The 26,134-nt window shown below is 71.4% G+C and carries 21 protein-coding genes; 13 read left to right on the forward strand and 8 right to left on the reverse strand.

Features of this window, described 5'->3' with window-relative positions; all coding sequences use genetic code 11:
• Positions 1-19: 19 nt before the first annotated feature.
• Entirely contained in the window at positions 20-211 is a 192-nt protein-coding gene (locus ACIQR3_RS27035; protein ID WP_403543228.1) for a DUF397 domain-containing protein, read from the reverse strand.
• Entirely contained in the window at positions 208-1,083 is an 876-nt protein-coding gene (locus ACIQR3_RS27040; protein WP_403543229.1) for a helix-turn-helix domain-containing protein, read from the reverse strand. Before ACIQR3_RS27040 ends, ACIQR3_RS27035 begins: the two co-directional genes overlap by 4 nt.
• Positions 1,084-1,312: 229 nt before the next feature.
• On the opposite strand from ACIQR3_RS27040, the gene ACIQR3_RS27045 reads away from it, so the two are divergent.
• The 4 genes from ACIQR3_RS27045 to ACIQR3_RS27060 all read left to right on the forward strand — a co-directional run bounded on the left by ACIQR3_RS27045 (position 1,313) and on the right by ACIQR3_RS27060 (position 6,658).
• The gene (locus tag ACIQR3_RS27045; protein WP_403543230.1) at positions 1,313-3,142 is read left to right on the forward strand and encodes a hypothetical protein; all 1,830 of its coding nucleotides are present in this window, start codon (positions 1,313-1,315) and stop codon (positions 3,140-3,142) included.
• Positions 3,139-3,432: a hypothetical protein gene (locus ACIQR3_RS27050; RefSeq protein ID WP_403543231.1), complete on the forward strand. Its 294-nt coding sequence runs from the start codon at positions 3,139-3,141 to the stop codon at positions 3,430-3,432. The genes ACIQR3_RS27045 and ACIQR3_RS27050 overlap by 4 nt, the downstream gene beginning before the upstream one ends.
• Entirely contained in the window at positions 3,429-4,070 is a 642-nt protein-coding gene (locus tag ACIQR3_RS27055; RefSeq protein ID WP_403543232.1) for a nucleotide exchange factor GrpE, read from the forward strand. The genes ACIQR3_RS27050 and ACIQR3_RS27055 overlap by 4 nt, the downstream gene beginning before the upstream one ends.
• Positions 4,071-4,153: 83 nt before the next feature.
• The gene (locus tag ACIQR3_RS27060) at positions 4,154-6,658 is read left to right on the forward strand and encodes an Hsp70 family protein (RefSeq protein WP_403543233.1); all 2,505 of its coding nucleotides are present in this window, start codon (positions 4,154-4,156) and stop codon (positions 6,656-6,658) included.
• An 83-nt stretch (positions 6,659-6,741) separates the two neighbouring features.
• Here ACIQR3_RS27060 and ACIQR3_RS27065 read toward each other — a convergent pair whose 3' ends face one another.
• Entirely contained in the window at positions 6,742-7,338 is a 597-nt protein-coding gene (locus ACIQR3_RS27065) for a hypothetical protein (protein WP_403543234.1), read from the reverse strand.
• Between the two features lie 728 nt (positions 7,339-8,066).
• Between ACIQR3_RS27065 and ACIQR3_RS27070 the strand changes: the two genes are divergently transcribed.
• The 3 genes from ACIQR3_RS27070 to ACIQR3_RS27080 are packed head-to-tail and all read left to right on the forward strand — an operon-like array spanning position 8,067 to position 13,284.
• Entirely contained in the window at positions 8,067-9,884 is a 1,818-nt protein-coding gene (locus ACIQR3_RS27070; RefSeq protein WP_403543235.1) for a DUF4357 domain-containing protein, read from the forward strand.
• Complete coding sequence (locus ACIQR3_RS27075) at positions 9,881-11,149, forward strand: McrC family protein (RefSeq protein ID WP_403543236.1); 1,269 nt, start codon at positions 9,881-9,883, stop codon at positions 11,147-11,149. Before ACIQR3_RS27070 ends, ACIQR3_RS27075 begins: the two co-directional genes overlap by 4 nt.
• On the forward strand, positions 11,149-13,284 hold the full coding sequence (locus ACIQR3_RS27080) for a UvrD-helicase domain-containing protein (RefSeq protein ID WP_403543237.1): 2,136 nt from the start codon (positions 11,149-11,151) through the stop codon (positions 13,282-13,284). Before ACIQR3_RS27075 ends, ACIQR3_RS27080 begins: the two co-directional genes overlap by 1 nt.
• Before the next feature lie 19 nt (positions 13,285-13,303).
• On the opposite strand, the gene ACIQR3_RS27085 is transcribed toward ACIQR3_RS27080, so the two are convergent.
• A complete protein-coding gene (locus ACIQR3_RS27085) occupies positions 13,304-14,959 on the reverse strand; it encodes an N-6 DNA methylase (protein WP_403543238.1) in 1,656 nt (551 codons plus the stop codon).
• Positions 14,960-15,100: 141 nt separating this feature from the next.
• Between ACIQR3_RS27085 and ACIQR3_RS27090 the strand changes: the two genes are divergently transcribed.
• Complete coding sequence (locus tag ACIQR3_RS27090) at positions 15,101-16,819, forward strand: TIGR04141 family sporadically distributed protein (protein ID WP_403543263.1); 1,719 nt, start codon at positions 15,101-15,103, stop codon at positions 16,817-16,819.
• A 131-nt stretch (positions 16,820-16,950) separates the two neighbouring features.
• On the opposite strand, the gene ACIQR3_RS27095 is transcribed toward ACIQR3_RS27090, so the two are convergent.
• Both ACIQR3_RS27095 and ACIQR3_RS27100 read right to left on the reverse strand, forming a co-directional pair.
• Entirely contained in the window at positions 16,951-18,597 is a 1,647-nt protein-coding gene (locus ACIQR3_RS27095; protein WP_403543239.1) for an MFS transporter, read from the reverse strand.
• Positions 18,598-18,736: 139 nt separating this feature from the next.
• The gene (locus tag ACIQR3_RS27100; RefSeq protein ID WP_403543240.1) at positions 18,737-19,384 is read right to left on the reverse strand and encodes a TetR/AcrR family transcriptional regulator; all 648 of its coding nucleotides are present in this window, start codon (positions 19,382-19,384) and stop codon (positions 18,737-18,739) included.
• Positions 19,385-19,612: 228 nt separating this feature from the next.
• Here ACIQR3_RS27100 and ACIQR3_RS27105 point away from each other — a divergent pair, with 228 nt between their 5' ends.
• The 4 genes from ACIQR3_RS27105 to ACIQR3_RS27120 all read left to right on the forward strand — a co-directional run bounded on the left by ACIQR3_RS27105 (position 19,613) and on the right by ACIQR3_RS27120 (position 22,930).
• Positions 19,613-20,530: an alpha/beta fold hydrolase gene (locus tag ACIQR3_RS27105; protein WP_403543241.1), complete on the forward strand. Its 918-nt coding sequence runs from the start codon at positions 19,613-19,615 to the stop codon at positions 20,528-20,530.
• Positions 20,531-20,671: 141 nt separating this feature from the next.
• Positions 20,672-21,148 (forward strand): DinB family protein, encoded by a 477-nt coding sequence (locus ACIQR3_RS27110; RefSeq protein ID WP_403543242.1) that lies wholly within the window; start codon positions 20,672-20,674, stop codon positions 21,146-21,148.
• Entirely contained in the window at positions 21,145-22,368 is a 1,224-nt protein-coding gene (locus ACIQR3_RS27115) for a MalY/PatB family protein (RefSeq protein WP_403543243.1), read from the forward strand. The genes ACIQR3_RS27110 and ACIQR3_RS27115 overlap by 4 nt, the downstream gene beginning before the upstream one ends.
• Before the next feature lie 4 nt (positions 22,369-22,372).
• Complete coding sequence (locus ACIQR3_RS27120; protein WP_403543244.1) at positions 22,373-22,930, forward strand: CGNR zinc finger domain-containing protein; 558 nt, start codon at positions 22,373-22,375, stop codon at positions 22,928-22,930.
• A gap of 271 nt (positions 22,931-23,201) precedes the next feature.
• On the opposite strand, the gene ACIQR3_RS27125 is transcribed toward ACIQR3_RS27120, so the two are convergent.
• Complete coding sequence (locus tag ACIQR3_RS27125) at positions 23,202-24,233, reverse strand: medium chain dehydrogenase/reductase family protein (protein WP_403543245.1); 1,032 nt, start codon at positions 24,231-24,233, stop codon at positions 23,202-23,204.
• A gap of 185 nt (positions 24,234-24,418) precedes the next feature.
• Between ACIQR3_RS27125 and ACIQR3_RS27130 the strand changes: the two genes are divergently transcribed.
• On the forward strand, positions 24,419-25,126 hold the full coding sequence (locus ACIQR3_RS27130) for a TetR/AcrR family transcriptional regulator (protein ID WP_403543246.1): 708 nt from the start codon (positions 24,419-24,421) through the stop codon (positions 25,124-25,126).
• 46 nt (positions 25,127-25,172) lie between these two features.
• On the opposite strand, the gene ACIQR3_RS27135 is transcribed toward ACIQR3_RS27130, so the two are convergent.
• Complete coding sequence (locus ACIQR3_RS27135; protein WP_403543247.1) at positions 25,173-26,081, reverse strand: LysR family transcriptional regulator; 909 nt, start codon at positions 26,079-26,081, stop codon at positions 25,173-25,175.
• Between the last annotated feature and the right edge of the window lie 53 nt (positions 26,082-26,134).

The following is a 26,134-nucleotide window of genomic DNA, read 5'->3' on the forward strand; positions in this document are numbered from 1 at the left end:
CGGGCGGCACGCCAGAGGCTCAGCTACCCGACACGAACCGCACGAAGGGCGCCCACTCCTCGCGCCCCACCGCGAACGCCGCGCGGGTCGTGTCCTTGGAGTCCCGTATGTGCACGGCCTGTTCAGCGATGGCGATCTCTACGCAGTCGTCTCCCTGGGTGCCGCTGTAGCTGGACTTGAACCAGGCGAGTCCCGTCGTTCCGCTACTCATAGCTCTCCTCGAAGTCGCTCCAGCAGGTCCCGGGATTCCTTGGGGTTCAGGGCCTGCGAGCGCAGTGTGTCATAGCGGCGACAGAGCAGACTCACCTCTTTCGGGTCGGAGATCAGCCGACCGTTCTGCTGCCCTTCGGAGTAGGCGATCCGCTTCCCTTCCTTGGTCTCCAAGAGCCGCACAGGGCCGTCCAAGCACCCATGGAACTCCAACTCCAGCGGCACGACCTGAAGCGTCACATTGCGCGGCGCCGTGATGTCGAGCACCAGGTCGAGCATGCTGCACTGCACCTGTGCGCCACCGAGTCGCCGCCGGAACACCGACTCCTCCACGATGAAACTGAACGGCACGGTCGACCGTTCCCGCATCATCGCCTGTCGCTTCAGCCGGGCGGCGAGCTGGATCTCCGTCTGTTCCTCGGTCAGCAGCGGAATGCTGTTGTCGAACACCGCCCGCGCATACGCCTCCGACTGCAACAACCCCGGCACCAGCCGGCACTCGTACGTACACAGACTGACCGCCTCCCGCTCCAGCCGGGCCCACTCCCGGAACCACTCCGCGAGCCCCTTGCCACCCCGGCCGAGATGCCGGGCCGCCTTCCGCAGCGCGCCCGTGTTGCCGAGTGCCGTGTCCGCGCGGTCCACGAAGATGTCGTCCGGCATCCGGCGGCCCAGTTCCACCGAGGCGACGGTGTGCTTCGAGTACTGGGTCAGGGCGCCCAACTCGGCCCGGCTGAGCCCCTGGAACTCGCGCAGGGCTTGGAGGAACGCGCCGAACGTGCGCAGGCTGCCCGACCGGTGGGGCTCCCGCCCCCACTCCCCCGTCGCGACCGCCCGCTCGTCCTCGACCCCGGCTCCGTCGATGATGTCCATACGCCACCCTTTGCCCGTCCTTCGCCACGGCAGTTTCACCGATAGCCCTCACTTACTCACACAGGGTGACGCACCGCCTGCCACGCCGCTCGCTCTTTGCATTAATATGCTTACCCTCCGTATTCAGCTCAGTGGCCACATCCGCATTCCTGTCGTGCGTTGACGTCGCCAACAGACTTCTCTACGGTGGGTGTTGCAGCGTCAGTCCTCAGGGGGGAGACGACAGACCGTGCGGGTGCACGACACCGGCGCGACCGGCCGGGCCGTCACGGCGGATCTCCTGCTGGCCACTGCCGAGCAAGCCTTTCTGAGGGCCGAGTTCGACGTCGTACGGCCGATTCTGCGGCGTGTGCAGGGCGAGTTCGGTATGCCCTCCGTCCACAGGGACGCTGTGCGGTACTGCGCTTTGCGCGCCGCGCTGGCCGCGCGGGCCGGGAACTGGGGCGAGGCTGTGCGGCAGTGTCCGGACCTCGGTGATCTGGACGCGGCGGAGACCGGAGTCGTGCACGCCCTCGCGCTGGCCGCCCTGCGTGCGCTCGGCGAGGAGGCAAGCGGCACCGGGCCCGGGACCGCGGCCCTGGTGATCGTGCTGTGGGCCTACCTCCTGGACGAGGAGGACCCGGGAGACTTCCGCGCGGTGCTCACCGAACGCCGCGGCACCCCCGTAGCCGACGAGCTCTGGGACGACGCCCGTCGGCAGTTGCTCAGCCGCGTCACCGCTCTGCTGCACGCCTTGGACGTCCGAGCCGGCCGGGACGTCCTCGCCGCCTGGGAGACGGCCTGGGAAGCCGAGTGTGTCGCCCCCGCGGTCGATCCCGTGGACGCGGGGCCCGACGGCCTGCTCCCGGTCGAACGCGCCGCCTGGCATCTCGCCGTCCAGGGGCGTCATCTCGCCCTTCTCCACGCCTACACCGCACGCCACCCCGACCCCGGCACCTGGACCGCCGACTCCGCCGAGCACCGCGCGTGCGCCAAGGCGCTGGGCCGGGCCCTGGCCGAGCGGGGCAGCACCCGTGTGCGGGCCGGCGAGTGGAGCGAGTCCCTCGCGGACATCGACCGGGCGGCACGGCTCGGGCACACCCTGCGCGCCGGGGAGAGGGCGGACGTACTCAAGGCGGCGAACAATGTCGGCCGGAGCCGCAACGGGTACGGATACTCCCCCGTCACGCGCATCCAGGGCCTGGAGCTGGCCCACGCGCTGTTGCCGGAGGAGCGATCGCTGACCGCCGAACTCACCGCCGAGCTGGTCAGGCAGGGCACCAAAGTCCTGGACAGCAATCCCCAGGAGAGCCGGAACCGTTACCGCCGCGCCCTGGAACTGGCCCCCCGGGACCGGGACGCCCGGTCAGGTCTCGACAAGCATCTGATGGCGGACCTGGACCGGGCGCTCGACGGGACGCGACGGGGAGAGAAGCTGCGCGTGAGCGACGTACAGGGCCTGCTCAGACGCCACCCGGACTGCGAACCGGCCCGGAGCTGGCTCGTCGACTACTACATGACACGCGCCGTGTCCGCCGCGTCCCGGGGGCATACCTCCACTGCACGGTCCGCCGTGAACAAGCTGCTCCTGTACGACGGCTATACGGACTGCTACGGCAACGAGTACGTCGACCAGGTGCTCGTCGACCTCCTGGTCGACGCGGCCAGGCGATCCGGCGCCGGGGACGGCCGGGCCGGCCTGGAGCGTCGCGTCGATCTGCTGAGCGTGGCCCTGACGTTCTCCGGCCCGGTCCTCGACGAGGCCAGGAAGGAACTCGACACGGCGGTCCTCCGACTCGCGGAGCATCTGGAAGCCACCGCGTCCCCGTCGGACGTCATCGCACTGTTCCTGCGGGACCTGATGCGGACCGGTGTGAGCGCGCGCTTCGACCGGACCGTGGAAGCCGCCTACCTGCACCGCGCCCGGGCCCGGGAGGAAGCGGGGGACCTCGGCGGGGCGCGGCACGATCGCGCGTGCGCGGAACGGATCGGGGCCGGGCTCCCGGACCAAGGTCTGCTGTTCGGCCCCGCCCCGGAGTGGCAGGATTTCGACGACACCGGACAGGAAGCCCTCTTTTGACCACCGACACGCCCGGCGCGTCCGCTCCGCGGGGCGAGGAAGTCGTATCGCCGCCGCTGCCCTGGTTCGGTCCCACGCTGTACGAACTCGTCCCGGGCCTCGCCCCCGGTGCGCGGTCCTCGGCGATCCGTACCACGGCGGCCCGGGCCATCACCTCCGCCAGGCACGATCCGGTCCGGCAGGACCGCCTCCGCCGTGCCGACCAGGCCTCGCACGGTGCTGTCGCCGCCCTGGTCGCCGAAATGCTCACCCCTCCGCTGCCCCGCCCCGACCCCGAGGACCGCCCGTGAACGGTGCCCCTCCGGCGAGCCCCGCCGGTCCGCTCTCCGAACTCGAGAGACTGCGACGCAGGGTCGAGGCCCTGTCCCGCAAACGCGTCGAGGCCGAGGACCGGCTGCGCGCCCTGCTGACGTCCCTGCTGCCGCTGGACGACCTGCTCGCCGACACCCGGCGCCGGGCGGGCGGCCTGCACGAGACGCGCTCCGCCCGCGAGACGGCCTCGGTGGCCGTGGCGCTGAGCGAGCAGATCGACGCGGCGCAGATGATGCTGCGCAGCGAGTTCGCCCGGCACGACGTGGTCCCGATGGAGGTGGTGGGCAGGGCGGCCGATCCGGCTCAGATGCGGGTGGTCGGCGCCGAGCCCCACCCGACCGTCCCGGACGGCACCGTGCTGAGGGAGAAGGCGACCGGTTTCCGCCTGGGCACCTCGGTCCTGCGGCCCGCACAGGTGGTCGTCGCGGTCCCGGGCCCCGCACCGGAGCCCGAGCTGGATACCTCGGTGGCGGCCGACGGCCCGAACCCGGCGGCACCCGAGACCCCCGGCCCCGTCCGCGGCGAGCGGACGCAGCCACGCCGTACCCCGCGCTCCCGGCGGGGTCTGCCCCGCAAGCCCTCCGCCCGCCGCAAGCGGCGCCCACGGCGCGGCTGACACAGCGACGGCACCCGCGCCGGTTTCGCCCGTCCCATGACCACGCCCACGCCCACGCCCATGACGATCGGGAAGCACCCTCCATGCACCGGACCCTCGGCATCGACCTCGGCACCACCAACTCCGTCACGGCCTGGCTGCACGACGGTGTCCCCGTCGTCCTGCCCAACCGACATGGCGAACAGGCCACCCCCTCGGCCCTCGGGGTCGGTTCCCGCAACGCCCTGCTGGTCGGGCGGGAAGCCCTCAACTGGCGTGACGCGGCGCCCGCGTCCGTGATCACGGAGGTCAAGCGGCTGATGGGACGGCGTTGGGAGGACGAGTCGGTGCAGAAGGCGCTGAAGGCGCGTCCCGCCGACGCGCCGCCCGTCCGGGAGGGCCCCGGAGGGGCGGTGGAGATCCGGCTCGGTGCGCACTACCTCTCCCCGGTGCAGGTCTCCGCCATCCTGCTGCGGCGGCTCAAGCAGGACGCCGAGAGCGCCGCGGGCGTCCCGTTCGGCCGTGCCGTGATCACCGTTCCGGCGTACTTCGCCGAACCGCAGTTCGCCGCGGTACGGGAGGCCGGGCGGCTGGCCGGGTTCCACGTCGCGCGGATCGTGGAGGAACCGACCGCCGCCGCCCACGCCTTCGGGGTCATGCCCGGTGCGGGGGGCACCGAGGACTACGCCACCGTGCTCGTCTTCGACCTGGGCGGTGGCACCTTCGACGTGTCACTTCTGTGGATGGGGCCGGGCTACTTCACGGTGGGCAAGCTGGGCGGCGACAACCTCCTCGGCGGCACCGACTTCGACGCGCTGCTCGACCGTCACCTGCGCGAGCGGCTCGGCGGACGGGACCACGGTGGCGAGGGCGACGCCTCCCGCATCCGGGCCGCCGCCGAGCGCGCGAAGATCGAACTGTCGGCGCGCGACGTCTCCGAGGTGACGCTCGCCCCGCTCGGGCGCCAAGGAGGGTCCTGGTCCGGGGGCGTGCGCCGCGAGGATTTCGAGCAACTCCTCACCACACACCTGCGCCGGATGCGGGGCGAGGTCGAGTCGGTGCTGAAGGACGGCGACGCGCTGCCCGAGGACATCAAGCATGTGCTGCTGGTGGGCGGTTCCACTCGCGTCCCCGCCGTGCGGCGCGGCCTGGAGGAACTGTTCGGTGCGGACAAGGTGTCGCACGCGGTGGACCCCATGACGGCCGTCGCTCAGGGCGCCGCCGTGGAGGCCGGGCTTCTGAGCACCCTCACCTGTCCCTCCGAGACCTGCACCGTCGAGGGCATCCCCGTCGCCGCCGACGCCTGCCCGTCCTGCGCAACTCCGCTCATCGGGGCGGCCACCGTGGACTGCCCGGTCTGCCACGTCCCCGCCCCCGAGCTGACCGTCGCCTGCCCCGTGTGCGCCACGGACCTGTCCGGCCTGCGCGCGACGGCTCCGGTGGCCGGCCGCGCGGAGTGCCGGGAGTGCGGCCGGGACGACAACCCCGCCTCAGCGGCGGTCTGCCTCGACTGCGACGCGCCGCTGGCCCCGGACGGGCTGAAGTGCCCTGGCTGCGGCATGACCAACGCCGCCGGTCTCGATTCCTGCTCGTTCTGCGGCGGGCACTTCGGTACCGCCGTGCCCCAACAGGTCACCGCGCAGCACCTCGGGCTCCAGCTCACGGACGGCACCGTGCACGTGCTCTTCCCCGGCGGCACGCCGTACCCGACCGAGTGGCACCGGGTGGACGACCTCGCGGTCCGCGACCACGGCGACGGCCCTGTGTGGTTCCGCCTCTGGGAGGGCCCTCACCTGCGCTCGGCGGAGCGCAACGAGTTCTGCGGCGGCTTCGTCCACGAGCGTGCCGACGGGCTCGGCGGCGACGTACCGCTCACCCTTGAGGTGCGGCTCGACCCCGACCGGACCCTCGACCTGCGGTACCGTCTCGGCTCCGGAGACTGGGAGCAAGCCCGGCTGCGGCGCACCACCGTCCCCGCCGCCATCACCCGCAAGGCGTCCGAGCTCCACACCGCGTACCGCAAGTTCCTCAAGGACTGGGAAAAGGAGGTCACTCCCGCCGAGCTGGACGTCCTCACCGAGATCGAGGCGGACCTGGCGGCCCTCACCAGGGGAGAGACCGTGGGCCGCTCGCTGGACGGACTGCTGGACACGGCTCGCGACACCCTGGACCTGTGCTCCCGTGCCCGGGACGCCGCCGCCCGGGCGGGCGTCGTCGCCGGGAGCGGACGCGGACTGCTGCCGCAAGGGCTCGTGGAGGACCTGCGGAAGGCCAAAGAAGCGGTCATGGACGCGCGCCGAACCATGGACCTCGACGGGCTGCGGGCCGCCACGGAACGGGCCGAGGATCTGTGGACCGGGCTCGACCCGGCGGTCCGCACCTCGCTCGTCACCATCCGCCTGGCGGAGCAGGACTCCTACCCGGCGACGCTCCGCAAGGAGGTCCTGGCCGCCCGCGACGCGCTGCGGCACGCCGTGGAACGCGGGGACCAGTCCGCCCAGGACACCGAACTCGTACGTCTCGGACGCCTCGCCGAACGGGGCCGTGGCCAGCTCGCGGAGGGGAGTGTTCCGTCCGCCTCCGGGAGCGTCCTGCCGTCGAAGCGCTGACCGGCGGCTCCCATGTGGCGCGGTGCAGGGCGTATGCGGTCCTGCACCGCCTTCGGTGGCCCCTCTCTCGGGGCCGGGGTGTGCTACGCGTCAGCCCCTGACCATGACGCCGGTGGCGGGCCGAACGCGCGACGGCCGGCCCGCACAGCCAAGGCGGCGAGTGCGGCGTTGCCACCGCCGCCGATCACGGCGCCGATGCCGAACGGTGCCACTCGGCCGAGAACGAGGATGCCCTGCTTGGTCCCGTACTTGGTGATGAAGTTCTTCCCCAGGATCCCGTTGATCTGACGCAACGTCTCGACAGGCACTTTGGCGACCACCTGACGTCCCCAGTGCTGCCCCGTGCGCTCAGCGACCTTGCCGATGGTGGCGGAGCCGGACCCGCCGAGCATGACTCCCATCACGATCGTCCGGCGGCGCTCCAACTCGTCGAGGGGAACACCGTGGACTTCGGCGAGCGAGAGGGCGAAGAGGGCGCTCAGTTCGAGGGACGAGAGGGTCTCGCCCGCCGACAGGGCCAGTGCCACTCCGGTACCGACGCCCGGCGCGGCTGCGGCTCCGCCGACCGCTGCTCCCGTTCCGGTCAGGGCGCTGACGTACATCCGCTCCAGGTTGCGAATCACCTGGGCCGGTGTCGCCTCCGGGTTCCGCTGACGGGCCCGGACGATGTTCTTGGTCACCAGCGGACTCTGGACGGCGATCGCCTTGTCCAGCAAGGCGAGGACTCGCTGCCCCCGCCCGGGCTCCGCCGGCTCCGGCTCGTCAGTAACACCTGTTGACATGCCTTGAACTCCTCGTGTGGTCATGCTTGGGTCGTCACGTTTTGAAGGGGTCGCAGCGGGGCGCGTTTTCAGACGGACTGAGCCCGTGGAGCGGTACGGCGCCGTCGTGGGCGAGCTTGCCGACCGTGCCGTCGGCGTCGGATAGCGGGCCGGCCGTCCGGCGGCTTCGCTGGGGACGGGCGCGGGTTCGGGGGCGACTTTCGGCCGTTTCTGCGGCGGCGACACGGTCCCCACAGCCGCGGAGCCGGCACTGCGACCCATTCCACGGCGGAGATGCGCGGCCCTTTGCGCCGCGAGGGCTTCACACACAGGCCGAGGGCGAACGCCGATGACCCACGAGGCCCGAACGAGACGCGGAGCGCCTCAGCCCCTCGATGACCGACGGCAACTCCGCCTCGATCGTGCGCCGTTTGGCCTCGGCCGTCGGCTCCCCACCCATAGCGCCCCCCCACTTGAGCGTCCAGCACCCGGTCACACCAGAAGGGCCAACCGGACACACCTGCACCTTATGGCTGGCACGTTTACGTCGTCAACAGGTTCACTGTCGGCGTTCGAACACCAATTGACAACGTCAACAGGTAAGGTACGTGGCGTTCCCGCCGGCCTCACCGCCCGGAAGGTCACCCATGCCACAGCCCGACCGCCTCCCCGGCACGCCCGACTTCCGCATCACGCTTCCCAAGGGCGGCGGCCAGGCGCACGGACATCTGCTCGCCCAGTTCGGCGGCAACGGAACGTACAAGTTCCTCCTGAGGGAAGGTTCCGTAGTGGCCGCCGACGCGTGGCCCGGCCTCGGCGACCACGCCCGCCGCATCCGCACGGATCTGCGGGCGAGCGGTGACCTGGTCGACGCTCCCACTGGTCCCGGCCTGGCACAGGCGGAGCGGCGCTGGGTGGCGACTCGGGACATCGAGTGCAACTCCTCCTCGGCCGCCGCCGCACTCGTGTACGGCTACGACGCTTCCGGCCCCGAGTCGTGGCGTACAGCTGAGGGCCACCCGCTCGCCGACTACCTGTCCACCGGCTGGCGCCCTCCGCGCAAGGCGTGGCTGGTACGCGGCTCCAACGTCTCCGGGCACAACCTGGTGCGGCACCTATGGCTGCAGGAGGGCTTCATCTCGCTCGCGGCCGCGCATCTGCCGCCTGTGGAGGAGACCGACCCGACCAAAAGCACGTTGCGCCGTTACGTCGAGGAGGGGTACGAGGGAGCGGCTTCGTACAATCAGAAGCGCGGCCTCGTCGACGAACTGCACGCTTTCCTCACTCAGATGCGCGTCGGCGACACCGTCGCCACCATCAGCGACGGACGGCTGCACATCGGGCGGGTCACCGGGGATGCCGTACAGACCTCGTCGCCGGACGGGCTGTCCAATGTGCGCAGGACCGCCGAGTGGTTGCCGCGCAGCCATGCGTACGAGGACCTGCCGGAGGAAGTACAGCAGAAGCTGTCCGTCCAGCACGACGTCGTCGACCTGACCGGAGTGCTGGAGGTGTTCGACGGACTCACCGGGCGCGACGAGGGCCCGGCTCCGGCGGCACCCGGTGCTGAACCCGCCACGGAGCGGCCGGCGCCGCGGGAGCTGTCGCTGCCGCACGTCACCGAGGCGCTCGCCGACGACCTGCTCGTCCATGACCGTGCCTGGCTGGAGGAGATACGTGAGCTCCTCATCGACGAGCGGCAGATGGTTTTCTACGGTCCACCGGGCACCGGCAAGACCTATCTGGCGATGAAGCTCGCCGAGTACTTCGGCGGTGGTCCGGAGCAGGTCAAGATCGTGCAGTTCCATCCCTCGTACGCCTACGAGGACTTCTTCGAGGGGTTCCGGCCCGTGGAGGACCCCGAGACGAGAGAGGTGGCCTTCCGGCTGACGGCGGGGCCGCTGCGGGAGCTGGCCGATCTCGCCTTGCGCGAAGGCAACCGGCACGTTCCGCACTTCCTGATCATCGACGAGATCAACCGCGCCAACCTGGCGAAGGTCTTCGGCGAGCTGTACTTCCTCCTGGAGTACCGGAAGAAGTCGGTTCGTCTCACCTATTCCGGCGACGACTTCGCGCTGCCGCCCAACCTCTTCGTGATCGGCACGATGAACACCGCCGACCGGTCGATCGCCCTGGTGGACGCGGCGATGCGGCGCCGGTTCGCTTTCGTGGAGCTGTCCCCACGTACGGAGCCGACCGCCGGTCTGCTCGCGCGCTGGCTGAAGCGTGAGGGCAAGAACGTGGAGCCCGCCCGCCTTCTCGAGACCCTCAACGCCCGTGTCAACGACGCCGACTTCGCCATCGGACCGTCGTACCTGATGAAACCGGGCGTGTACCGCGACGGCGGTCTCGAACGGACCTGGCGCACGAAGATCCTGCCACTGCTGGAGGAACACCACTACGGCGAGAGCCTCGACGTCACCGCACGCTACGGCCTCGACGCGCTGCGCGAGCAGCACCCGTGACCGTGCCCGCGACCGAGCCCGTAGCCGAGGTGTCGCTGCGCGAGTACGGACCCGCCGTTTCCGTCCCACTGGACGCCGCAGCCGGGCGGGCACTGGCCGCCTCAGGCATCCTCCGCAGTGCGACCCCCGACATCGGCCGGGCCGGGCACTGGCTGCTGCGCGCGGGCAGCCGGGTCGGCGCCGTGCGCGTGCCCGGCGGTCCGGTTGTACGGATCATGCCGAAGACGCCGGTGACCAGGCTGTTCTTCCTCCTCGGATTCAGCCTCGACCCGGCCCGCGCCTGGCGTCACAGTGAAGCGGGGACGGTCGACACCGGTGCGTACGACGATGTGGTGCCCGCCCTCGCCCACGCCGTGGAGCGGCAGATCGACGCCGCGCTGCGGCTGGGGGTGCTGCAGGGCTACCGGGAAGTCGAGGAGTCGGCGCTCGTGGTGCGCGGCAGGGTGCGTGAGGCGGAGCAGATCCGGCGGCACTTCGGCCGTACGCCGCCCGTGGAGATCGCCTACGACGCGTACACCGCCGACACTGCCGAGAACCGCATCCTGCGCGCCGCCGTCGAGCGGCTGCTGCGGCTGCCGGGCGTTCCCGGTCCCGTCCGGCGCCGCCTGGGTCATCAGCGGGTGCGGCTGGCCGACGCGCTGCCGCTGATACGGGGCCAGGAACTGCCGCACTGGCAGCCGTCACGGCTCAACTCCCGTTACCAGCCCGCGCTGCGGCTCGCCGAAGCCGTACTGCGCGGCACCTCGCCGGAGCACCGGCCGGCCGGGACCGAGCCGCTCACCGTGGACGGCTTCCTCCTCGACATGAACAAGCTGTTCGAGGACTTCGTGACCGTCGCCCTGCGCGAGGCACTCAGGGAGCACGGCCTGACCGCGCGCCTCCAGGACCCCCATCACCTCGACGTCGCGCGTCTCGTGGGCATGCGCCCCGACCTGGTCGTCCGCACCGGTGACGGCCGTACCCCACTCGCCGTCGTCGACGCCAAGTACAAGATCGAGAAGGCCGACGGGCTCCTCAACGCCGACCTGTACCAGGCGCTTGCGTACGCCACCGTGCTCGGGCTGCGCGAGGCACACCTGGTGTACGCGGCCGGACGGCAGCCTGAGCGCTGCCACGAGGTGCGCGGAACGGCAGCGGGACCGGACGGACGGGGAGTGCGAATTCACCAGCACAGCCTCGATCTCTCCCGCGCACCAGAACAACTCCTCACAGCTTTCCGCAGGATCGCCGGACGACTGGCGTCCGGAAGAAAGGAAGAGAACTGATGCCCCGGCTCGCCTTCGCCCAGAGCTTCTGGGACGGCTACGACACCCTGGAGAAGCCGGTCCGCGCCGGAGTACGCAAGGCCATGGCGAAGTTCCAGGCCATGAGCGTCGCCGGGCTCAACGCCGACAAGGGATTGCACCTGGAGTCCGTGGAGAAGGCCCGCGACCCACGCATGCGCACCATTCGCGTCACCGACTTCTGGCGGGGTGTCGTCCTCGCTCCCGATGACGGCAGTGACACCTTCCTCCTCGTCAACGTCCTGCCGCACGACGATGCCTACACCTGGGCGGCGAAGCGTCTGTACAGCGCGAACTCCGCCACGCGGGCCCTGGAGGTACGAGACGCCGTGGCTCTGGACGAGCTGACGCCGCTGTACGAGACGGCCGCGCGCACTGCTCCCCGGTTGCTGTTCGCGGACGTCTCCGACGGCACCCTGCGCGAACTCGGTATCGACGACCAGGTACTGCGCGCGGCCCGTTCGCTGGTGGACAAGGCGCAGCTCGACGCCTTCGCAACCCTGCTGCCGGAGGACCAGCTGGAGGTGCTTCAGTATCTCGCCGAGGGGTTCGGCCCGGAGGAGGTGTACCGGGACGTCGTAGCCGTCCGCCGTCCGGCCGGCGCGCCCACCGAACCGGTCGAGGACCTGGCCACGGTCATCGCCAACACACCGGCGCGGATCCGGCTGGTCACCGGCCCCCGGGAGTTGGAGGAGGTCTTGGAGAAGCCGTTCGCGGCGTGGCGGGTCTTCCTCCACCCCTCCCAGCGTCGCGTCGCCTACCGGGCCTCGTACGGCGGTCCCGTCCAGGTCACCGGTGGGCCCGGCACGGGCAAGACTGTGGCCGCCCTGCATCGCGTCAGGCATCTGCTCGGCCGCTCCGAGGACGGCCGCGTCCTGCTCACCACATACACGAACGCGCTCGCCGCCGGACTGCGCGAGATGCTCGGCCTGCTCCTCGACGGGGACGAGCAGCTGCTGTCGCGGGTGGACGTGACGACCGTCGACGCCTTCGCGAACGGTGTCGTGCGCGCCGACTCGGCTGCCGCGCCCCAGCCGATCGGGGACCGGGAACAGCGTCAGTTGTGGGAGAAGACGGTCAAGCAGCTCGGCCTGCCGTTCACCGCCCAGTTCCTGGCGCAGGAGTACCGGCACGTCGTCCTCGGCCAGGACCTCCGCGACCTCGACGCGTATCTCGGCGCGAGCCGCCGCGGCCGCGGCATCGGCCTCGGCCCCGCGCGCCGCCGGGAGGTGTGGAGAGGAGTGGAACGGTTCGAACAGATCTTGCGCGACCGCGGGGAGACCACCCACCTGCGCGTCTGCGCCCGTGCGGCGGAACTCCTCACCGGCCGTCCGCGCCCGTACACCCATGTCGTTGTCGACGAGGCACAGGACCTGCATCCCGCGCAGTGGCGTGTGCTGCGAGCCGCCGTCTCCCCAGGCCCCGACGACCTGTTCCTCACCGGTGACCCGCATCAGCGTATTTACGACTCCCGGGTGTCGCTGGGTTCCCTCGGCGTCACCACGGCCGGCCGCAGTTTCCGGCTGCGTGTCAACTACCGCTCCACGGAGGAGATCCTCGCCTGGTCCGCCCGTCTCCTCGCACCCGTCACCGTCGATGCTCTTGAGGGCGAGGGTACGGACTCGCTGGCCGGATACCGCTCCCTGCTCCATGGCCGCCGGCCGCAGGCTCAGGGGTACGCCACCCGGCAGGCGGAGACCGAGGCCCTGGTGGCGCGGGTCCGGTCGTTGCTCGACGAAGGCCTCGCCCCGCACGAGATCGGGGTGTGCGCGCGCTTCAACCTGTCGCTGGACACGGCCGCGGAGAAGCTGGCCGCCGCCGGCATCCCAGTACTGCGGGTCAAAGGCCAGGTCGCGCGGGGAGCCGAGGGTGTACGGCTGGCGACGATGCACGCGATGAAGGGGCTGGAGTTCCGCGCGGTGTCCGTGCTCGGCGCCGCCGAGGGCGCCGTCCCGTTCGCCCGTGAGATCACCCCGCGTGAGGCGGACCCGCTCCAGCACGAGGCCGACCTGCTCCGTGAGCGCTGTCTGCTCTTCGTCGCCTGCACCCGTGCCCGCGAGACCCTGAGCGTGACGTGGAGCGGACCGGCCAGCCCGTTCCTCGCGCACGTGGCCTGACCGGCCGCCCGCCCTGTCCTCATTCCTCCGGTGCCAGGCCGCCCGTCGCGAGTCCGTCCCGGGCGACCTCGGCGAGCTGCCGGCTCAGCTCCTCGACCTCGCGCATCCCCTCCTCGAACTCGGACAGAGCCCGGAAGGCAGAGCCGTACCGGCGCTGATCGTCGATGCCCATACGCGGGATGCGTGAACCCCTGCCGTCGAAGCGGTAGGTCCCGCTCGCGCTTGTGGATCTGCGGGCGTTGGCGGAGCTGCGCAGGAACCCTCGCAGGTAGTCCGTGTCCAGTTGCTCGCTGGCCGAGACCGGCTCCTGGCCGTCGTACGCCACGAGCCCGGCGCGGGCGAGATCCGCGACGCTGGTGGTGGCTCCGTCCAGCGAGCCCGGCCCGCCGCCCGCGGCGAGCTCGGGCAGGAGGGCGGCCAGTCGACGGATCCGGTCCTCCAGTTCCCTGCGCAGAGCGGCGTACTCACCCGGGTGGTCGCGGTGTCGGGGACGGAGATGGCTCCCGGGTGTCAGATCGACGGTGTCGTCGAGGAGTTCGATCGGCGATACGTCGGCGACCTGGTCCGGGCGCGGTTCCAGATCCCCGTCGGGACGGTTGTCCGTCAGGTCGACCATGCGCACCGTGCGGTGCGTGTCCATGCCTGCCGCGTTCTCGGGGCGCTGCAGAGACCATAGATGGACAGGCAGCGCGTGCGAGGTCGCCATACCCGGCGGCAGGGCGACGACCTGACGAAGGATGCCGCGGCGTACGAGCTCCGCCCGGATACGCCGGCCCGCCTTGCGGTAGGCGACCGAGGCCGGCATGACCATGAGCACGTGGCCGCCGGGCGCGGTGTGCGCGTAGGCATGCTGAAGCCATGCGAGCTCGCCTTCGGCTTTCGAAGGGGTGCCGAGGTCCCAGCGGGAGTCCAGCAGCAGTTCCTCCCGTCCCCACTCGGTCACGCCGGCCGGGGGGTCGCAGACGACCAGATCGGCCTTGAGGTCCGGCCATTCGTCCGCGCGCAGTGAGTCCCCCGCGACGACGCGTACGCCCGAGCGGCCCAGGAGATCGGCACGGAGCTGTGCGAAACGGGCGCTGTCGGCGTCCATCTCCTGTCCCCGGCAACGCGTCCCGGCCTCCGAGGCGACGGACAGGAGCAGCACCCCGATCCCGCAGGCGGGGTCGAAGACCGTGGCGCCGGGACGCAGTTGCGGAGCGAAGTGACACACGGCACGCACCACGCGTTCGGGCGTCACCTGATCGGAACCGGCACGTCGGGCCGAGTCCACGAACCGCTCGGTCAGACCGTTCACCAGGTCGGCGGGCGATTCGGTCCGGGCCAGGCCACGCACCCGGGAGGAGATGTCGTCCGGCACCTCGGCCCCGGCCTCTCCGGTCAGCACCCTGGCGACCTGCGCCAAGCCCGCGATCATCTGCTCGCCGTACACAGCCCTCAGCGCCTGCCACAACTCGACCTCGGGTGAGACCTCCTGGCCTTTGCGTTGCCTGTCCAGCCACGCCTGTACTTCCGCGAGGGCATAGAGCGGACTGTTAGCGGCACCTCCAGCCGGCGCGGGGAAGTCGTCATGGCGCCGACGCCAGTTGGAGACAGCGGCCCGGGTGACTCCGGCCAGCCGAGCGATCTCGGCGCCGGTGACCAGGGGGCCGGCCGTTGAAGCGGCAGTGTCTGTCATAGCCCCAGCGTATACGGACGATCACTCATCCTCTAGAGGGTCGCGCGTTGACAACGTACACACATTGATGGTGACATTGATGTGAACACAGTCCCCTCGCTGACCGGTGTTCACCACAACGCGTCGCGGCCCGGCCTGCCCGTGGAGGCATTCCCCTTGGCATCGCTCACACAAGTTCGCACCGTTTACCGCCTGTCCGGCGTCTCTCCCACTACGGAGGGCATGCTCCGCGCCCTCGATCTCGAGCTGCTGGACGGACTCGGCGCCGAGTTGCACGAGCCCGAGGCGCTGAGGGTCCCGGGCGTGTACGTCACCTGCGCGATGGAACGCACCGAGGCCCCTTGGTGCGAACCCATGTCACGCACCACCGGCATCACGGTCAGTGAGAGCGTCCGCCGCACCGCCGCCCTGCTCCTGCTGGCCGTCGACGCCACGGTGTACGCCATAGGGTGTGACCAGGGGTACCGGCTGATCCCCGACCACCTCAAGGACAAGCGCTTCGGGCTCTCCTTCGCCATCCGGCAGATGGACCCGAACCTGATCCGCGGAGCTGTATCGAGGTCCCTCGGACAGGCACGCACCGACATTTCCCTGGTGCCGCAAGGCGCCCCGGTTCCACTGCTGGGCATTCGTGACCACTCCCGCATCGTGCGGAGCCTGGGCGGGTACCTCGACGACCTGCCGCTCACCCGGTCGCGGTACAGGCGCGGAAAGGCCGTCAGCGCCCAGGGCGGACGCGGGCTGCGGATCGCTCTCGGAGTCGAGCCCGAGGCCCTGCTCTCCGACCTGCGGACCATCGCAAGGATCTGCCGCGAGGACATCCCCCACCAGGAACTGGAGTTCGTCGACCACATCGTGCCGGTCAGCGACACGGAGACCCTCGACGACCTCGACCGGGCTCTGGACGACCGTCTCGGCCGGCCCGCGGATGGACTGATCTCCGTCTCCGTCCCCTCCGAACACCACGAGGTGCACGCGAAGGCAACCTCGTACCTGACGCAGATCAACAGCCGGGGCGCCTTGCGCTCCGATGACTTCGACCTCGGATACGTTCTCGCCCGGGCTCGACTGGCATCTCCCGGCCGACGTCTCAGGGTGCTGCGCGAGGGGACGGTGACCCTGGCCAGGGACCGCGGGGCACGAGTTGTCGACACCCTCGCCGTCACCAGCGCGCTGGGCTGGCTGGAGACCAGCGTCTCACTCGGCTCCAGGCGGTTCTTCCTGATGGACGGGGAGTGGTACGAGGCCGGGGCCGCATACGTCGACGAGTGCCGGGCCACCGTGAGCACGCTGTTCCCTGCTGCCCCGACCGTTTCCTTTCCGGTCTGGAGGGACGGCGAGTCGGAGAACACGTACAACAACAGGGTGGCCGGTGACCGGCCTGGCTGGCTCTGCCTCGACACCAAGAACATCGCCAACCCACTTCGCCGCCGGGACCAGGTCGAGATCTGCGACCTGCTCATGCCTGACGGCACCCTGGTCCTCGTCAAGCGTGCAGACGGCTCTGGTCCGCTGAGCCACTTGTTCAACCAGGCCAGGGTGGCGGTGGAACTGCTCCAGGAGTCCGCCCAGGTCCGTGCGGACCTCGTGGCGAAGGCGGCCCGGCTGAGCGGAGGCGCGTTTCTGCTTCCGGATGACTACACGCCCAAGCGGATCGTCCTCGCCGTGCTCCTCAAGAACCGCGGAAGCCTGACACCGGACTCCGTCTATGGGTTTTCGCAGATCACCATCGCCCAGACCGCGAAGGCCCTGGCGGCGCGCGGAGTGACGGTTGAGGTCGTCGGCATCCCGGAAGGCCCGGCCGAAGGGCGCTCCCCGTCTTTGTGCGGCGCGGGGACGGATGCGGGCGTTCTTGGCTGACGGGCCTGGAAGACGCACGGCTGCTCCTCTGGGACCCCGCTTCAAGCCAGGACCAGACCTCCACGTACTCCACGTCGCGTCCGCCCCCTCCCGGTGGCCTACCGGCGGCACCTGAAGCCAGGCCCGTCCCCCTACCGCCCGGCGCGGTGCAGCCCCGCCCCGGTGTCCACCGCGTCCGCGGCTGCCGCCGGTGTCTCCTGCGTCTCCTGCATCTCCTGCGTCTCCTCGCGAGGCGGCCGGCGGCCCGGCAGGACCGCGAGGACGATCATGGCTCCGGCGGCCATGATGATGCCGCCGATGAGGCTGGTGTGCGCGACGCCGTGGGCGAACGCCTCGTGTACGGCACCCACCAGCGTCCGGGCCTGCTGGGCCCCGCCGGCCGGGTCCTGGGCGACCTGTTCGGCGACGGCCAGGCCGCTGCCCACCGAGTCCTGGGCCGCCTCCAGTGCCGCGGCCGGCAGCCGGCCGCCGACCAGGTCGGCCAGCTCGTCCTGGTACGCGGTGGCCAGCAGGGAGCCGAGGACGGCGATGCCGAGGGAACCGCCCAGTTCCAGCGAGGTGTCGTTGGCACCGCCGCCGACGCCCAGTTGGGACTCGGGGAAGGAGCCCATGATCGTGTCGGTGGCCGGGGAGACGCTGAGGCCGATCGCGAAGCCCAGCAGCAGGAGCGACGGCAGGAAGTCGCCGTACGTCGAGCCCGCGTCGATCCGGGTGAGCAGGAACACGGCCACCGTCCCGATCGCCATACCGGGCACGATCACGGCCCTCACCCCGAGCCTCGGGGTCAGCTTCCCGGTGGCCGCGGCACCGGCGAACACGGCCCCGGCCAGCGGCAGCAGACGGACGCCGGTCTCCAGCGCGTCATAGCCGAGCACGAACTGCAGGAACTGGGTGGCGTAGTAGATCGAGCCGAAGGTGCCGAAGAAGAAGAACAGCACCGCGAGCATCGAGCCGCTGAAGCCGCGCAGCCTGAACTTCCGCACGTCCAGCATCGGGTGCGGGTGCCGCAGCTCCCACAGGGTGAAGGCGACGAAGCCGGCGCCCGCGACCACAACCGCGGCGACCGGGCCGGTGCCCCACCCGAAGTGCGGGCCCTCGATGATGGCGTAGACGAGCGTGCCGACGGAGACGATCGACAGCAGACCGCCCACGTAGTCGATCCGGCCCATGCCCTCCGCCTTCGACGGCGGTACGAGGGCGAAGGCGCCGATGACGGCGGCCACCGCGATGGGCACGTTGATCAGGAAGGTCGAGCCCCAGGCGTGCCGCTCCAGCAGCCAGCCGGCCACGACGGGGCCGACGGCTATGGCGAGACCGGAGGTCGCGGTCCAGGCGGTGATGGCCTTGGCCCGCTCACCCTGGGGGAACATGGCCACCAGCAGGGAGAGCGTGGCGGGCATGACGACCGCGGCCCCCACCCCCATGATCGCGCGGGCGACGATGACCAGCCCGGTCTCGTCGACCACGCTGCCCAGCACGGAACCGCCGGCGAAGACCACCAGGCCCGTCACCAGGGCACCGCGACGGCTGTACTTGTCGCCGATCGCCCCGAGTACGAGCATCAGCGCGGCGTACGGAACGGTGTAGCCGTCGATCACCCACTGCAGATCACTGCTGCTCAGCCGCAGATCCCGGGTCATGTCGGGGGCGGCGACGATCAGGGACGTATTGGCCATGACCACGATCAGCAGGCTCAGGCACAGAACGCCCAGCGCCCACCAGCGCCGCGGGTACGGCCCTGCCGTCCTGTCGACAGGTGTGTTGGCCAGCAGAGGCACGGAGACTCCCGAGGGGACGTTATTTGCACATTCATGAGCAGCGTAGTTGTCTGCACATCGGTGCGCAAATAACACCGCCAGGCACTCTGGATGGAGGTCATGGCCATGACAATCAGGGCGGTGACGCCGCCCGTTCGGCTCAGTCTTCGGCCGCGGTCCGCGCGGCCATCAGGGAGACGGCCTCGTCGACCACCGCGCGCGCCTGCTGGTCCGGCACACCGGCCGCGATCAGCGAGGCGGTGGTGGACCGGGTGCCGTCGTCCTCCAGCGTCCCCTTGTTGACGGCTTCGAGCAGCGCGACCGTCACCGCCTCCAGGCCGGCGCTCAGCGCCTCCGGCGGGAGATGCGTGTGGAAGACACCGTCGCGCTGACCGCGTTCCAGGATGGCCGCGATCTCTTCCCGCGCCGGCCTGAGGATCTCGGCGACACGCTCTTCGCCCAGGTCGCGGCGGGCCAGCGCCAGGAGCATCCGGTAGCGGTCCCCCACGGGCCACAGCGACAACGTGAAGTACGCGAGGGCCAGTTCGGCACGCTCCGCCGGTCGCACACCGGCCGCCATGGCGTCGCGCAGGCTCTCGGTCGCCTCCTCGGCCAGCGCCTCCAGCAGCGCCGCCCGGCCGGGGAAGTGACCGAACAGGGTGCGCCGTACGACACCGGACGCCCGGGCCAGTTCTTCGAGGGTGATGTCGGGGTTGCGCCCCAGCTCCTGCCGCGCCGTGGCCAGAATGCGCGCCCGGTTGGACCGCGCATTACGTCGCTGGGGAACGCGGGCGACGGGCTTGGGCACGGGGAAACCTCGATGGACAGCGGAACGGACGGCATGCCCATTTTGGCACGGGCCCTGCGGCCCGGCGCGGCAACGGAGTCCCGGCGCGGGCACCGGGCCCCGGCGCGGGTACGGGGCCCCCGGCCCCCGCCGCTCCGGCCGGCCTCCGGCCCGCCACCCCAGGCCTCGGCGTGTGCGAAGGGCGCTCCGGGGCAGACGGGCCGCGATGTCCGAGGCGCGGGAGGCTACGTGTTCGACGGCTTCGAGCTGACGCGGTGCGAGGGAGACGGCGTTCACCTGCGGGTGCGTCATGGCGGCAGCGGCCCGGCGGTGCTGCTCCTGCACGGCCATCCGCGCACGCACGCGACCTGGCACCGCGTCGCGCCGCTGCTGGCCGCGGCCGGGCACACGGTGGTCTGCCCGGACCTGCGGGGTTACGGCGCGTCCGACAAGCCGCCGACCGACGAGCGGCACAGTCCGTATTCCAAGCGCGCCATGGCCGGCGACTGCCTGACGGTCATGCGCCGCCTCGGGCACGAGCGGTTCGCCGTCGTCGGGCACGACCGGGGCGCGTACGTGGCCACACGACTGGCCCTGGACCACCCGGGGGCCGTGTCCGCCCTCAGCGTGCTGGACGCCGTTCCCATCGGAGAGGCACTGCGGCGCTGTGACGCGACGTTCGCCGCGAGCTGGTGGCACTGGTTCTTCCTCGGGCAGACCGACAAGCCCGCCGAGCGCGTCATCGACGCCGACCCCGACGCCTGGTACCAGGGAACTCCCGAGCAGATGGGCGCTGAAGCGTACGAGGACTACCGGCGCGCGATCCACGACCCGGCCACCGTGCACGCCATGTGCGAGGACTACCGGGCCGGACTCGGCATCGACCGGGAGCACGACGACGCCGACCGCCGGGCCCGCCGCCGCATCGGCTGCCCGCTGCACGTGCTGTGGGCCGACCGCGACGACATGACCGACCTCTACGGTGACGTGCTGAGCATCTGGCGCGACTGGGCGGACGGCCGCCTGGTCGGCGGCCCGATCTCCTCTGGACACCACATCGCCGAAGAGGTACCCGAGGCACTCGCCCTGGCCCTGCGTGAGTTCTGGCGGAGTACGGCTGACCACGACGGACGGCACGGTTCTCCTCGGGAGGAGACACCAGGTTAAGTGGTTACGGAAGACCGCCTTGGATCTTCGCTTCTCCATTGTTTATGCCTCATATTGAACATTTCACCTTCTTTCAAACACCAGCTTGACCGGTGTCCTCGTCGTGATGATGCTGATGCTCCTACCGATGAGGAGGCAACCGTGCACGATCACGACGAGTACCTGTACTTCCTTCACCGCGCCTTCGACGGCCTGCTCGGCGCGCTGGAGGAGTTGGAGCGACTGGGCGACGACCTCGGCAACACCGCGCCGCCGCTGCCCGGCGCCAACTCCCCCTACGCCATCGCGCACCACTGCGTCGCGGTGGCCGACTACTGGCTGGGGCACGTGGTCGCGGGGCGCAGGGTCGATCGTGACCGGCCCTCCGAGTTCACCGCGAGGGGGAACGCGCGACAGCTGCGCAAGGAGGTCGACGCGCTCTTCGTACGGCTGGACGCGGACCTCCGCGAGGCGTTGCCGTCACAGCCGCCGCGCAACGTACCGCCCGCCGATTTCGAGGGGCCGGAGCGCCCCCTGAGTGTGCGGGGCGTCCAGCTCCATGTCCTGGAGGAACTGGCCCAGCATCACGGACAGGTGGAGATCACCCGCGATCTGCTGCGGACGGGAGCCCTGGCATGAAGCTCGCGCCGGCTCGGGCGGTGCCCGGCTTCGACGACCTCGGCATGGACTGGCTGCGCGCTCGCGGCAGCGTGAAGTGGCACCGCCCGGAGCGGGACGTGCTGCCCGCCTGGGTGGCCGACATGGACTTCCCCACCCCGCCGCCGGTGGTGGCCGCGCTGCGCGAGGCGGTCGACGGCCGCGATCTCGGTTACCCGGACTGGCCGGACGGCAGTCCGCTGCGTACGGCCTTCGCCGAGCGGATGGCCGGGCGGTTCGGATGGGCCGCGTCGGCGGACCGGGTGCGCGAGCAGACCGACCTGATCCAGTGCCTGCAACTCGTCCTGCACCTCGCGACGTCGGACGGGGACGCGGTGGCGGTGCAGGTTCCCAACTACCCGCCGTTCCTGGCGACGTTGCGGACGATGAACCGCCGTATCGTGCCCGTGCCGATGGAGGACACGGACGACGGACCGCGCATTGACTTCGCCGCCCTGGACACCGCCGTGAAGCGGTCCGGCTGCACCGCGCTGGTCCTGGTCAACCCGCACAACCCCACCGGCCGGGTGCTGACGCGGGACGAACTCGGCGAGATCGCGGCCATCGCGCGACGGCACGACCTGCTCGTCGTCAGCGACGAGATCCACGCCGAGCTGACCTACGCCCCGCACCGGCACATCCCCTTCGCCAGCCTGTCCGACGCCACCGCACGCCGCACGGTGACCCTGACCTCCGCGACCAAGGCGTTCAACCTGGCGGCCATCCGCTGTGCCGTCACGCACTACGGCCCCGACCGCCTCCTCGCGCTGCGCGACGCGCAGCCGCCCGACCTGTACGGCACCGTCTCCCCGCTCGGTGTCGTCGCCACCCTCGCCGCGTGGCGGCACGGCGACGCCTGGCAGCGCGAGCTGCTGACCGTGCTGGACCGCAATCGCCGGCGCGTCCACGAGGTGGTGCGCGACCGGCTCCCCCTGGTCCGCCACCGTCTGCCCGAGGCGACGTACCTGGCGTGGCTGGACACCCGGCCGCTCGGGCTGGACGAGCCGCCGGTGGAGAAGGTCCTGCGGGAGGGCCGGGTCCTGCTCGACGGCGGCGCCCCCTTCGGGCCGGGCGCCGACGGGTTCCTCCGGCTGAACTTCGCCACCTCGCGGAACGTACTGGAGGAGGTCCTCGGCCGCGTCGTCGAGGCGCTGGGCGGGAGGGAGGGTGACGGCGGTGCCGGGGGCCACCTGGCACCATGAGGGGGTGGATGACTTCGTCTTTGTCAGCGGGCGGCTGTCCCTGGACCTCGCGGGCACCCTGCTGTGGCGGCGGAGCCGGCGCATCGAACTCCTGCGCTCGCCTGACGACCTGGGGCGCTGGATCCAGCAGGCCGGGCTGCTCGACGCGCCCGGTCCGCTGGACGGACGCGCCCTGTCGAGGACGTGCCGCCTCCGAGAGGCCGTGTACGCGCTGGTCCGCGCGTGGCCCCTGACGCCGGCCGCGGACGGCGAGGTACGGGAGGCGCTCGCCGAGGTGAACGAGGCGGCCCGGCTGCCGCTGCCGAGGCACCAGCTCGACGAGGACGGTCGCCTCGCCCGTACCGGGGGCGTCGACGAGGTGCTGGGCGCGGTGGCCCGGGACACCGTGGATCTGCTGGGCGGCGCCGACTTCGCCCGGGTGCGGGAGTGCCTCAACGAGGAGTGCACCCGTCTCTTCGTGGACCTGTCGCGGTCCGGCAACCGGCGCTGGTGCGGCATGGCCGAGTGCGGCAACCGGCACAAGGTGGCCAACTACCGCAGGCGCCGGCAGACGGCGGGCTGACCGTTCGGGGTCGGTCCGCGGTGCGGTCCGCGGTGCGGTTCGCGGTGCGGTTCGCGGTGCCGGGCCGGTCCGTTGTGCGGGCCCGCAGTTCCGGTCCGCGCTTCGGGTCCGCGGTACCGGTCAGCGATACGGGTCCGCGGTGCCGGTCCGCGATACGGGTCCGCGGTACCGGTCCGCCATGCGGGTCCGCGGTGCCGGTCCGCGATACGGGTCCGCGATACGGGTCCGCGATACGGGTCCGCGGTGCCGGTCCGTGCTGCGCGTCGGGGCGTCAGGCGCGCAGGACGACCTTGCCGGCGACGGTGCCGGACTCGGCCAGCCGCAGTGCCTCGGCGGCCTGGGTGAGGGGCAGCTCCGCGGCGATCCGGGCGGTGATGTCGCCGCGCCGGAGCGCCTCGAAGACCTCGGTGAGGTCGGCGCGCAGCCGGGCCCGGAACCGGTCCTTGGACAGGGCGCGGCCGGCCCAGACGTTGTAGAAGTAGGCGTGCCGGCGGTTGGGCAGGGCGTTCCACAGCCACACCCGGCCCAGCAGCTTGAGCACGGGCCACTGCTTGGAGCCCTCGTCGTCGCGGGTGGAGGCGGTGCCGTAGGAGACGAGCGTGCCGCCGGGCGCGAGCAGCCTCCAGGAGTCGACGACGCCGCGGCCGCCGACGTGGTCGAAGACGGCGTCCACGCCGCCCGGGGCGAGTTGGCGGACGCGCGCGGGGATGTCCTCGGTGCGGTAGTCGACCGGGGTCACTCCCCTTTCCCGCAGGGCGTCGTGGTGGCGCGCGGAAGCGGTGCCGATCACGTCGGCGCCCGCGGCCCGGGCGAGCTGGGTCAGGGCCGAGCCGACTCCCCCGTTGGCGCCGTGCACCAGGACGGTCTGCCCGGCCCGGACGCGGGCCTGACGGTGCAGCATCTGCCAGGCAGTGATGCCGTTGACGACCAGGGTCTCCGCCTCTGCCGCGCCGATCCCGTCCGGCACCGGCACCACGTCGGCGGCGTCGACGACCACGTGGCTGGCCCAGCCGCCGACCTTGAGCAGCGCGGCCACCCGGGTGCCGGCCAGGCTCGGCGCGACCCCGTCTCCGGCCGTGAGGACGGTGCCGACCATGTCGTAGCCGGGGACGAAGGGGAACGGCGGCTGGTCGTAGTAGCGGCCGCGGCGCATCTGCTGCTCGGCGAAGGAGACGCCGGTCGCCTCCATGCGGACGACGACCTGGCCCGGACCGGGGGCCGGGACGGCTCCCCGCCGCACCTGAAGTCCCTCCGGCTCGACCTTGCCCGGCAGCACGACCTCGATCATTTCCCCAGTGTTCATGGCGACCTCCATCGACCCCTCACCAGCGGCGGTTAGCGGCTAGTACTTTCGCTAGAGGTTATAACTCCATCGCGGAGTGACGGTCAAGAGCTTTCGTAATAGGGTCTAACCATGAGCGTGTGCGAACCGCTCGTGCGGCCCCGGGAGCCGGTGAGCCGGTGATCCGACAGGGAAGGGACGAGCACATGACCGCCGTCGGCAAGGAGACCCCCCGCGAGCGCTACCGGACCCAGCTCCGGGCCGAGATCAAGGAGCGCGCCTGGGAGCAGATCGCCGCGGCGGGGGCGCCGGGGCTGTCACTGAACGCCATCGCCAAGCAGATGGGCATGAGCGGCCCCGCGCTCTACCGGTACTTCGCCGGCCGGGACGAGCTGATCACCGAGCTGATCCGCGACGCGTACCGCAGTCTCGCCGACGCCGTCCGCTCCGCCGCCGCCGCGCCGGGCTCGGATCTGGCCGTACTGGGACACGCGCTGCGCGCCTGGGCACTGGACGACCCCCAGCGCTACTTCCTCGTCTACGGCACACCGGTCCCCGGCTACCACGCGCCCGACGACATCACCGCGATCGCCGCGGAGATCATGGCCTCCCTCCTCGACGCCGCCCAGCGCATGACCGGCACGGCCGTGGGCACCCCGGCCGACGGCCGCCCCGGCCCCGGCTCCGGCCCCGGCTCCGACACCGGCCCCGACGCCCGCCTGGAGGCCCACCTGGCCGAGCACCGGCAATGGGCCGCCGACCACCCGGCGCCACCGGCCGCCCTGCGCCGCGCCCTGGTCTTCTGGACCCGCCTGCACGGCCTCCTCTCCCTGGAACTGGCGGGCCATTTCACCGGCATGGGCTTCGACCCGGCCGAGTTGTACGAGGGCGAGCTGCGCCGCCTGACCCGGTGAGCGCGCCCGCGTCGGCCGGTCTGTCACCGGGGGCGGACGGTCCGCCTCACAGGGGCCCCCAGGTCTCGGCCTGCCGGTGCAACTGGCGCTGCACCAGGACCACGGGCGCCGGCGTGGGACCGGAACGCGTGACGAGATAGAGGGTGTTGAGCGGCTGGATCTGCGTGTGGTGCAGCAGTTCCAGCGAGCCGGCGGCCAGGGCGGGGTCGGCCAGGTAGCGGGGCAGCACGGAGATCCCGGCGCCGGCGACGACGGCGGCCAGCACGGCCCGCAGGTCGGGCACGATCACCGAGACCGGGTTGGGCGGCCGGTGGCCGAACTCGCTGCGCCAGTACCGGCGGACGATCGGCAGTTCCCGGCTGTAGGCCACGATCGGCAGGTGGGCCAGGGCGGCCAGGGGATCCTCGGCCAGCCAGTCCTGATCCACCGAGCGGGCCGTCGTGGGGGTCGCCACCAAAACGAACTCCTCGTCGACGAACGGCACGGCGGCGAGTCCGCGCCGGCCGGCCGAGGGGCGGACGGAGGAGACCACCAGGTCCAGTTCCCCGTCGGCGAGGGCGGTGAGCAGGTCCTCGGCCAGTCCGAGGGTGATGTCCAGGTGCAGGCCGCCGCCGGCCAGCGGCGCCAGGGCCGGTATCAACCGGGAGGCGGTCAGCTCCCCCGCCGCGCCGAGCCGGACCGTACCCCGATGGGCCTGGCCGTCGGCGTCCTGGGCCAGGGCACCGCGCAACTGGTCCAGGGGAGCGGTGACGCGCCGGGCGAGGTCGTGCGCACGCGCCGTCGGCACGGCCCCGCGCCGGGAGCGTTCGAAGAGCACGGTGCCCATCTGCTCCTCAAGGCGCGCCAGTTGCCCGCTGACGGCGGGCTGGGAGACGCCGAGGGCGGCGGCAGCGGCGGTCAGTGATCCGCGGCGGTAGATCTCCAGGAAGCTCGCCAGCAGATCGAGGTCGCTCATGCAAGCACCGTACATAAGAAGGCTTATGGAAGGCTTCTGACGCCAACGGGATC

It is taken from the genome of Streptomyces sp. NPDC090994 (assembly GCF_044768905.1).
In the GTDB taxonomy this organism is placed as follows: Bacteria; Actinomycetota; Actinomycetes; order Streptomycetales; family Streptomycetaceae; genus Streptomyces.